8 protein-coding genes are annotated in these 9,104 nt (G+C 57.2%); 6 read left to right on the top strand and 2 right to left on the bottom strand.

The window, feature by feature from the left end; all coding sequences use genetic code 11:
- Positions 1 to 2 precede the first annotated feature (2 nt).
- Complete coding sequence (locus QRD42_RS00640) at positions 3 to 827, bottom strand: MurR/RpiR family transcriptional regulator (RefSeq protein WP_318377297.1); 825 nt, start codon at positions 825 to 827, stop codon at positions 3 to 5.
- A 170-nt stretch (positions 828 to 997) separates the two neighbouring features.
- On the opposite strand from QRD42_RS00640, the gene QRD42_RS00635 reads away from it, so the two are divergent.
- From QRD42_RS00635 to queE, 3 genes are read left to right on the top strand one after another with little or no spacing between them, the layout of a single operon-like run.
- Positions 998 to 2,554, top strand: a complete 1,557-nt coding sequence (locus QRD42_RS00635) for a maltose/glucose-specific PTS transporter subunit IIC (RefSeq protein ID WP_321987964.1) — start codon at positions 998 to 1,000, stop codon at positions 2,552 to 2,554.
- On the top strand, positions 2,551 to 3,255 hold the full coding sequence (locus QRD42_RS00630) for an N-acetylmannosamine-6-phosphate 2-epimerase (protein ID WP_321987963.1): 705 nt from the start codon (positions 2,551 to 2,553) through the stop codon (positions 3,253 to 3,255). The genes QRD42_RS00635 and QRD42_RS00630 overlap by 4 nt, the downstream gene beginning before the upstream one ends.
- A gap of 54 nt (positions 3,256 to 3,309) precedes the next feature.
- Positions 3,310 to 3,981, top strand: coding sequence for a 7-carboxy-7-deazaguanine synthase QueE (gene queE / locus QRD42_RS00625; RefSeq protein WP_072569965.1), 672 nt, complete (start codon positions 3,310 to 3,312; stop codon positions 3,979 to 3,981).
- 42 nt (positions 3,982 to 4,023) lie between these two features.
- Here the strand turns inward: queE and queD are convergent, their stop codons facing one another.
- A complete protein-coding gene (gene queD / locus QRD42_RS00620; protein ID WP_072569966.1) occupies positions 4,024 to 4,386 on the bottom strand; it encodes a 6-carboxytetrahydropterin synthase QueD in 363 nt (120 codons plus the stop codon).
- A 304-nt stretch (positions 4,387 to 4,690) separates the two neighbouring features.
- Here queD and cysJ point away from each other — a divergent pair, with 304 nt between their 5' ends.
- The 3 genes from cysJ to cysH all read left to right on the top strand — a co-directional run bounded on the left by cysJ (position 4,691) and on the right by cysH (position 9,100).
- Positions 4,691 to 6,508, top strand: a complete 1,818-nt coding sequence (gene cysJ, locus QRD42_RS00615; RefSeq protein ID WP_321987962.1) for an NADPH-dependent assimilatory sulfite reductase flavoprotein subunit — start codon at positions 4,691 to 4,693, stop codon at positions 6,506 to 6,508.
- Positions 6,508 to 8,220, top strand: a complete 1,713-nt coding sequence (gene cysI / locus QRD42_RS00610; protein ID WP_318373587.1) for an assimilatory sulfite reductase (NADPH) hemoprotein subunit — start codon at positions 6,508 to 6,510, stop codon at positions 8,218 to 8,220. Before cysJ ends, cysI begins: the two co-directional genes overlap by 1 nt.
- Before the next feature lie 145 nt (positions 8,221 to 8,365).
- Positions 8,366 to 9,100, top strand: coding sequence for a phosphoadenosine phosphosulfate reductase (gene cysH / locus QRD42_RS00605; RefSeq protein ID WP_318376435.1), 735 nt, complete (start codon positions 8,366 to 8,368; stop codon positions 9,098 to 9,100).
- Positions 9,101 to 9,104: the final 4 nt, after the last annotated feature.

The following is a 9,104-nucleotide window of genomic DNA, read 5'->3' as shown; positions in this document are numbered from 1 at the left end:
TTCTACAACAGCAGCGGTAAGGTCGCGCTGGCGGTTTGCTGGCTGGTATCGCTGTAATGCGCGTCATAAGACATTAAGGCAGTGATCAGCAGTTCCACCAGCAGCATGGCCCCCACTTTGGCATTCAACGCCCCGGCGCTGAGCGGCCCTTCCGGTTTTGCCGCCACCAGCAGCATATCGCTGATCGACGCCAGCGGACTGCGCGGCGTATTGCTTAACGCCAGCACCGTCGCACCACGTTTACGGGCCAGTTTCACCACATGCAGCAGATCGCGCGTGGAGCCAGAACTGGAGATCGCGATCACCAGCTCGTCACTTCCCAGCGTGGTGGCATTCATCGCCGCGCGATGCATATCGCTGAACAGCTGCGCCGTTTTGCCGAGGCGTAAAAGTTTGTAGTGCAGATAATCGCCAATGATGGCGCTGGCCGCCACGCCGTAAATCTGCACTGTGCGCGCCTGATGCAGTGTCATTGCCGCCCTGGCCAGCACCTCGCGGTCAAGCAGCCTCGACGTATCCCGCAGCGCCATGACCGACTCTTCCACCAGCGTATCAATCTCATCGCCCTGCTCACGCGGCGTCCCGGCGCGCTGCACATCCAGCGCCAGCGCCATTTTGAATTCCGTATAGCCTTTACAGCCCAGCATACGGCACAGGCGTGTGACGCTGGCTTCGCTGGTGGCGCTCTCCCGCGCCAGCTCGGTGATGGTCTGATAAAGCACCCGCGAAGGTTCTGCCAGTATGTATTCCGTCAGCTTCTGCTGCGTGGGACTGTAACCCGACATTCCCTGGCGAAGGCGCAGCAGCACATTTTCATTTTCAGACATTCCGGGATCCTTTACGTCGTTAATGCCCGATAGTGTGGCGGAAAGAGGGGACAGGTTGCCAGTCATTTTAAAATAGTATGATCCGCTTCCGCTTTTTTGATGATAATTTTCACGTTAAATATTTATTGTGGTAAAAATTTTCATCAACAAGCGGCGAGCGGAGAAAGAGTATGACAATGTTCAGTGGTGCTTCCCCTGGGGGCTGGTTTGAAAAAGCGCAGCGTTTTGGTAAATCCTTTATGCTGCCGATTGCCGTACTTCCGGCGGCGGGGCTGCTGTTGGGGATTGGCGGCGCGCTGTCGAATCCCAATACGCTGACGGCCTGGCCTTTCCTGGATGTGGCCTGGCTACAGGCGATTTTCACCATCATGAGCAGCGCCGGGGCGATTGTTTTTGCCAACCTGTCGGTACTTTTTGCGGTGGGCGTGGCGGTGGGGCTGGCGAAAACCGATAAGGGCACGGCGGGACTGGCCGCGCTGCTGGCGTATCTGGTGATGAATGCCACCATTAATGCGCTGCTGACGCTGACCGGTACACTGGCGAGCAGCGATCCCGGCGCGGTCGGGCAGGGCATGACCTTAGGTATTCAGACGCTGGAAACCGGCGTGTTTGGCGGCGTGGTCATCGGCCTCGTCACCTGCGCGCTGCATCACCGCTTTAATAAGATCGCGCTGCCGCAGTTTCTGGGCTTTTTTGGCGGCTCGCGCTTTGTACCCATTATCAGCTCGCTGGCGGCGATCCTTGTCGGCGCTATCATGACGGTGGTCTGGCCGCATTTTCAAAAGCTGATTTTCGGTCTTGGCGGGCTGGTGGATGCCACCGGCTACCTAGGCACTTTTCTCTACGGCTTTATTTTGCGCATGCTTGGCCCCTTCGGGCTGCATCACATCTTTTATCTGCCTTTCTGGACGACGGCGCTGGGCGGCAGCGAGATCGTCAACGGGCAACTGGTGGAAGGCACGCAGCGCATTTTCTTCGCGCAGCTGGCCGATCCCGCGACGCAGCAGTTTTACGAAGGCACCTCACGCTTTATGTCCGGCCGCTTCATCACCATGATGTTCGGGCTGGTGGGTGCATGTCTTGCGATGTACCACACCGCGAAACCCGAAAACAAAAAGCGGGTAGCTGGCCTGCTGTTCTCGGCGGCGCTGACGTCCTTCTTAACCGGCATTACCGAACCTATTGAGTTTTCGTTCCTGTTTGTCGCGCCTGTGCTGTACGTTCTGCACGCGTTGTTCGACGGGCTGGCTTTCATGCTGGCGCATATGCTGCATATCACTATCGGGCAGACGTTTTCCGGCGGCTTTATCGACTTTGTGCTGTTCGGCATTTTGCAGGGCGAAGCGAAAACCCACTGGCTGTATGTGCCGCTGGTCGGCATTCCGTGGTTCTTCCTGTACTACTTCACCTTCCGCTTCCTGATTAAGCGCTTCAACTTCCTCACGCCAGGCCGCGAAAAAGAGCAGGCGGAAATCTCTGCCGTCAGCGGCACCGAACGGGCAGAGGCCATAGTGGCGGCGCTGGGCGGGCGCGGGAATCTGGACGAGGTCGACTGCTGTGCCACACGCCTGCGCGTGACGGTGAAAGCGGGCAGCAAAGTGGATGAAGCCGCCCTGAAAGCGACAGGCGCGCGCGGGGTGATCGTTCGTGGTAACGGGGTTCAGGTGATTTATGGGCCGCACGTCACCATCATCAAAAACGAAATGGAAGAGATGTTAGCGTTATGAATGCATTAGAACAGATCAAAAAGGCGCTGGTGGTATCCTGCCAGGCGCTGGAAAACGAACCGCTGCACAGCGATTTTATTATGTCCCGCATGGCGCTGGCCGCAGTGGAAGGCGGCGCCGCAGGTATTCGCGCCAACAGCGTGGTGGATATCAAAGCCATCAAGGCGCAGGTGTCGCTGCCGGTGATCGGCATTATTAAGCGTGATTACCCTGACAGCGACGTGTTTATCACCGCCACGCTGCGCGAAATTGACGAGCTGATGACGGTCGCCCCGGAAATCATCGCGCTGGATGCCACCCAGCGTAAGCGACCTGGCGGCGACACCCTGGCCGCGCTGGTCAGTGCGATCCGCCGCCGTTATCCGCAGGTCTTGCTGATGGCGGATATCGCCACCCTGGATGATGTGCGTATCGCCGGTGAGCTGGGCTTTGACTGCCTCGGCACCACCCTTTATGGCTATACGGCTGAAACGGCGGGGCACCGGCTGCCGGAGAACGATCTGCAATTTTTAAAAGAGGTACTTTCCATCGCCACTATCCCGGTGATCGCCGAAGGCAATGTCGACACGCCTGAGCTTGCCGCGCAGTGCCTTGCGCTGGGGGCGCATTCGGTGGTGGTGGGCGGCGCCATCACCCGGCCGCAGCAAATTACCGCGCGTTTTACCCGCGCGATTAATGCGCAGGGCGCGAATGGCACATGATCGTCTGGCCGGGATCTGCGATACTTAGGGTTTAGATCCTGAACAGAGATGAGTATGCAGTACCCGATTAATGAAATGTTCCAGACCTTGCAAGGCGAGGGTTACTTTACCGGCGTTCCTGCCATTTTTATTCGTTTGCAGGGATGCCCGGTTGGCTGTGCCTGGTGCGACACCAAACACACATGGGACAAGCTTTCCGATCGGGAAGTGTCGCTCTACAGCGTTATCGCCAAAACCAAAGAGAGCGATAAATGGGGCGCGGCGAGCAGCGAAGATTTGCTGGCGATTATCAGCCGTCAGGGTTATACCGCGCGTCATGTGGTGATCACCGGCGGTGAGCCCTGCATACACGATCTGCTGCCGCTGACGTCACTGTTTGAGAAGAACGGTTTTAGTTGCCAGATCGAAACCAGCGGCACGCACGAAGTCCGCACCACAACCGGCACCTGGGTCACGGTATCGCCGAAGGTAAACATGCGCGGCGGATATGACGTGCTGACGCAGGCGCTGGAGCGCGCCGACGAGATCAAACATCCGGTAGGCCGTGTGCGGGATATTGAAGCGCTGGATGAACTGCTGGCGCGTCTTGACGATGACAAACCCCGCGTTATCGCCCTGCAACCCATCAGTCAGAAAGAAGACGCCACGCGCCTGTGCATTGAAACTTGCATCGCCCGCAACTGGCGGCTGTCGATGCAGACGCATAAATATCTGAACATTGCCTGACCAGACGCCCTCTCCCACGGGAGAGGGTCATATGACAGGAGATCACTCCCCGCGATAAATACAGCCCGCCGTACAGGTTTCTTTCACCATCACCGCGCTCAGCTGCGGCACCAGCGGCTTCATTTCGTTCCAGATCCACGCGGCCAGCACTTCGCTGGTCGGGTTCTCAAGCCCCGGAATATCATTCAGATAATAGTGATCCAGGCGGTCATACGTCGGCTTAAACGCGCGTTTCAGCTCGGAAAAATCCATGATCCAGCCGGTATGCGGATCGACTTCACCGGTAATTTCCAGGCGCACCATAAAGGAGTGACCGTGCAGGCGACCGCATTTATGGCCTTCCGGCACGTGCGGCAGGTGATGGGCGGCTTCGAAGGTGAAATCTTTAAACAAGGTGGTGATCATTATCATTTCTCTGTAAGGCAAAAACCGCCGTAGGGTAGCGGATATGACCTTTTTTAGCATTAACAAAAACCGGGAAAAGTGTTTAACCAAAGTATTTGTCAGGGTTATGGGTTTTTTATTATTAAAATTCAAAGATTTAATTGACCGGTTTTAGTGTTAATAACTATAGCTAAAAGAGGTTAGTCATTTTGGTTATTTGTTATTTCCAACCCTTCTTTAGTTGTTATTATTCGCGCCGTTAACCTTACTCTCTGTTCTGTTTTTCCCCCTTATAAAAACAGCTTTTACTGGAACTGGACGACGCATGACGACTCAGGCCCCACCTTCCGCTTTGCTGCCGCTTAACGCGGAGCAAATGTCGCGCCTAACGGCGGTGACATCCGAACTTACTCCGACTCAGCTTGCCTGGGTTTCCGGCTATTTCTGGGGCGTGCTTAATCAGCAGCCTGGAACCGTTGCGGGCACAACCACGCCTGCCGCGCCTGCCGCGAAAGAAACGCCAGCTATCACGCTGATTTCCGCCTCGCAAACCGGCAACGCCCGCCGCGTGGCGGAAGCCCTGCGCGATGATCTGCTAGCGGCGAAGCTTAACGTTAACCTGGTGAACGCGGGCGACTATAAATTCAAACAAATCGCTCAGGAAAAACTGCTGGTTGTCGTGACCTCCACGCAAGGGGAAGGGGAGCCGCCGGAAGAAGCCGTCGCGCTGCATAAGTTCCTGTTCTCGAAAAAAGCGCCCAAACTTAACGGTACGGCCTTCGCCGTATTTGGCCTGGGCGATTCCTCTTATGAATTCTTCTGCCAGAGCGGCAAAGATTTTGACAGCAAGCTGGCGGAGCTGGGCGCTGAACGCCTGCTCGACCGCGTTGACACTGACGTTGAATATCAGGCCGCTGCCGCCGAATGGCGCGGGCGCATCCTGGACGTTCTGAAATCCCGCGTTCCGCAGGAAAGCCCGGCGCAGGCTGCGGCTACCGCCAGCGGCGTGGTCAACGAAGTCACTTCCAGCCCCTATACTAAAGAAGCGCCGCTTTGCGCCACGCTGTCGGTGAATCAGAAGATCACCGGGCGCGATTCCGAAAAAGATGTGCGTCACCTGGAGATCGATCTGGGTGATTCCGGCCTGCGCTACCAGCCGGGCGACGCCCTCGGCGTGTGGTATCAGAACGATCCGGCGCTGGTCAAAGAACTGGTTGAACTGCTGTGGCTGACCGGCGACGAACAGGTGAATGTCGATGGCAAAACCCTGCCGCTGTCCGAAGCCCTGCAGTGGCATTTTGAGCTGACGGTGAATACCGTCAACATCGTCGAAAACTACGCCACCCTGACCCGCAGCGAAACCTTACTGCCGCTGGTGGGCGATAAAGCGAAGTTGCAGCACTACGCCGCAACCACGCCGATTGTCGATATGGTGCGTTTCTCCCCGGCGCAACTGGATGCTGAGGCGCTTATCGGTCTGCTGCGTCCGCTGACGCCGCGCCTGTACTCCATCGCCTCGTCGCAGGCGGAAGTGGAAAGCGAAGTGCACATTACCGTGGGCGCGGTGCGTTTTGACATTGAAGGCCGCGCGCGGGCTGGTGGCGCCTCCAGCTTCCTCGCCGATCGCGTGGAAGAAGATGGCGAAGTGCGGATGTTTATCGAACATAACGATAACTTCCGTCTGCCGGAAAACCCGGAAACGCCGGTGATCATGATAGGGCCAGGTACCGGTATCGCACCGTTCCGCGCCTTTATGCAACAACGTGCTGCCGATGAGGCCCCCGGTAAAAACTGGCTGTTCTTTGGCAATCCGCACTTTACGGAAGACTTTTTATACCAGGTGGAGTGGCAGCGCTACGTTAAAGACGGCGTGCTGAACCGCATCGACCTGGCCTGGTCCCGCGATCAGAAAGAAAAAATATACGTACAAGACAAACTGCGCGAACAGGGCGCAGAGCTGTGGCGCTGGATCAATGACGGTGCCCACATTTATGTCTGCGGCGACGCCAATCGTATGGCGAAAGACGTTGAGCAGGCTTTGCTGGATGTGATTGCCGAATTCGGTGGCATGGATACCGAAGCGGCGGATGAATTTTTAAGTGAGCTGCGCGTTGAGCGCCGTTATCAGCGAGATGTCTACTAATGAGTGAAAAATATCCAGGTCCGCTGGTGGTCGAAGGAAAACTGACTGACGCCGAGCGCATGAAGCGGGAAAGCAACTACCTGCGCGGAACTATTGCGGAAGATTTACATAACGGTCTGACCGGCGGTTTTTCCGGTGACAACTTCCTGCTGATCCGTTTTCACGGCATGTACCAGCAGGACGATCGCGACATTCGCGCCGAACGCGCCGAGCAGAAGCTGGAGCCGCGCCACGCTATGATGCTGCGCTGCCGTCTGCCGGGCGGCATCATTACCCCGCAGCAATGGCTGTCGGTTGATAAATTCGCTACCGAGAAAACCATCTACGGCAGCATCCGTCTGACCAACCGTCAGACGTTTCAGTATCACGGCATCCTGAAAAAGAACGTCAAACCGGCGCATCAGATGCTGCACGAAGTGGGGCTGGATGCGCTGGCAACGGCGAACGACATGAACCGTAACGTGCTGTGCACCTCAAACCCGGTGGAATCCCAGCTGCATGCCGAAGCGTACGAGTGGGCGAAAAAGCTCTCTGAGCACCTGCTGCCGCGCACCCGCGCCTATGCGGAAATCTGGCATGATGCCGAGAAAGTGGCGACCACCGACGAAGAACCCATTCTCGGTCAGACCTACCTGCCGCGTAAATTTAAAACCACGGTGGTGATCCCGCCGCAGAACGACATCGATCTGCACGCCAACGACATGAACTTTGTCGCCATCGCCGAAAATGGCAAGCTGGTGGGCTTCAACCTGCTGGTAGGCGGCGGATTGTCCATTGAGCACGGCAACAAAAAAACCTACGCCCGTACCGCGACTGAATTCGGCTTCCTGCCGCTGGAACACACGCTGGCGGTCGCCGAAGCCGTGGTCACCACGCAGCGCGACTGGGGCAACCGTACCGATCGTAAAAATGCCAAAACCAAATACACCCTGGAGCGCGTCGGCCCGGACGTCTTCAAAGCGGAAGTGGAACGTCGCGCGGGCATTAAATTCGCGCCGATCCGCCCGTATGAATTTACCGGTCGCGGCGATCGCATCGGCTGGGTGAAAGGCATTGATGATAAGTGGCACCTGACGCTGTTTATCGAGAATGGCCGTATCCTGGATTACCCGGATCGCCCGCTGAAAACCGGTCTGCTGGAGATCGCGAAGATCCACAAAGGCGACTTCCGCTTAACCGCGAATCAGAACCTGATCGTGGCGGGCGTGCCGGAAAGCGACAAAGCGAAGATCGAAAAGCTGGCGCGCGATCATGGTCTGATGAACGCCGTGAAACCGCAGCGTGAGAATTCCATGGCCTGTGTCGCTTTCCCGACCTGCCCGCTGGCGATGGCGGAGGCCGAGCGTTTCCTGCCGACCTTTATCGATAAAGTGGAAGCGGTAATGGAAAAACACGGCCTTGGTCATGAGCATATCGTGCTGCGTGTTACCGGTTGCCCGAACGGCTGTGGCCGTGCGCTGCTGGCGGAGCTGGGGCTGGTCGGTAAAGCGCCGGGACGCTACAACCTGCATCTGGGCGGCAACCGTATGGGCACGCGCATCCCGCGGATGTACCGTGAAAACATCACCGAACCGGAAATTCTCGACACCATCGATGAACTGGTGGGGCGCTGGGCGAAAGAGCGCGATGCCAACGAAGGCTTCGGTGATTTCACCGTTCGTGCTGGCATCATCCGTCCGGTGCTGGATCCGGCACGGGATTTCTGGGAATAACCTGATACGCCGGATGGCGGCGTGAACGCCTTATCCGGCCTGCAAAGCTAAACCGTAGGCCGGGTAAGCGTAAGCGCCACCCGGCAAACCCGCCATTCCGTAGGCCGGGTAAGCGTAAGCGCCACCCGGCATAAGTGAGGAATCTATGTCCGTACTCGATCTAAACGCGCTCAACGATCTGCCAAAAGTAGAACGCGTACTGGCCCTCGCCGAAACGAACGGCCAGCTTGAAAAACTCAGCGCAGAGGAGCGCGTTGCCTGGGCGCTGGAAAACCTGCCGGGCGAATATGTGCTGTCGTCGAGCTTTGGTATTCAGGCGGCGGTCAGCCTGCATCTGGTGAATCAGATCCGCCCGGATATTCCGGTGATCCTCACCGATACCGGCTACCTGTTCCCGGAAACCTACCAGTTTATTGACGAGTTAACGGACAAACTCAAACTGAACCTGCAAGTGTATCGCGCGAAAGAGAGCGCCGCCTGGCAGGAAGCACGCTACGGTAAACTGTGGGAGCAGGGCGTCGAAGGCATCGAAAAGTACAACGACATCAACAAAGTCGAGCCGATGAACCGTGCGCTGAAAGCGCTGAATGCGCAGACATGGTTTGCCGGCCTGCGCCGTGACCAGTCCGGCAGTCGTGCCAGCCTGCCGGTGCTGGCCATCCAGCGCGGCGTTTTTAAAGTGCTGCCGATTATTGACTGGGATAACCGCACCGTCTTCCAGTACCTGCAAAAGCATGGCCTGAAATACCATCCGCTGTGGGATCAGGGCTACCTGTCGGTTGGGGATACCCACACCACCCGTAAATGGGAACCGGGTATGGCTGAAGAAGAAACCCGCTTCTTCGGGCTAAAGCGTGAGTGCGGATTGCATGAAGGCTAAGCAA

The organism is Enterobacter sp. PGRG2 (assembly GCF_030291195.1).
Classification (GTDB): domain Bacteria; phylum Pseudomonadota; class Gammaproteobacteria; order Enterobacterales; family Enterobacteriaceae; genus Enterobacter_D.
The sequence above is the reverse complement of the archived record's forward strand: the minus strand, read 5'-3'. Positions and strand labels throughout refer to the sequence as shown.

Coding starts and splice junctions, on each gene's coding strand:
- cysI (WP_318373587.1), top strand. CDS start 6,508: ATGAGTGAAAAATATCCAGGTCCGCTGGTGGTCGAAGGAAAACTGACT.
- QRD42_RS00630 (WP_321987963.1), top strand. CDS start 2,551: ATGAATGCATTAGAACAGATCAAAAAGGCGCTGGTGGTATCCTGCCAG.
- cysH (WP_318376435.1), top strand. CDS start 8,366: ATGTCCGTACTCGATCTAAACGCGCTCAACGATCTGCCAAAAGTAGAA.
- QRD42_RS00640 (WP_318377297.1), bottom strand. CDS start 827: ATGTCTGAAAATGAAAATGTGCTGCTGCGCCTTCGCCAGGGAATGTCG.
- cysJ (WP_321987962.1), top strand. CDS start 4,691: ATGACGACTCAGGCCCCACCTTCCGCTTTGCTGCCGCTTAACGCGGAG.
- QRD42_RS00635 (WP_321987964.1), top strand. CDS start 998: ATGACAATGTTCAGTGGTGCTTCCCCTGGGGGCTGGTTTGAAAAAGCG.
- queE (WP_072569965.1), top strand. CDS start 3,310: ATGCAGTACCCGATTAATGAAATGTTCCAGACCTTGCAAGGCGAGGGT.
- queD (WP_072569966.1), bottom strand. CDS start 4,386: ATGATCACCACCTTGTTTAAAGATTTCACCTTCGAAGCCGCCCATCAC.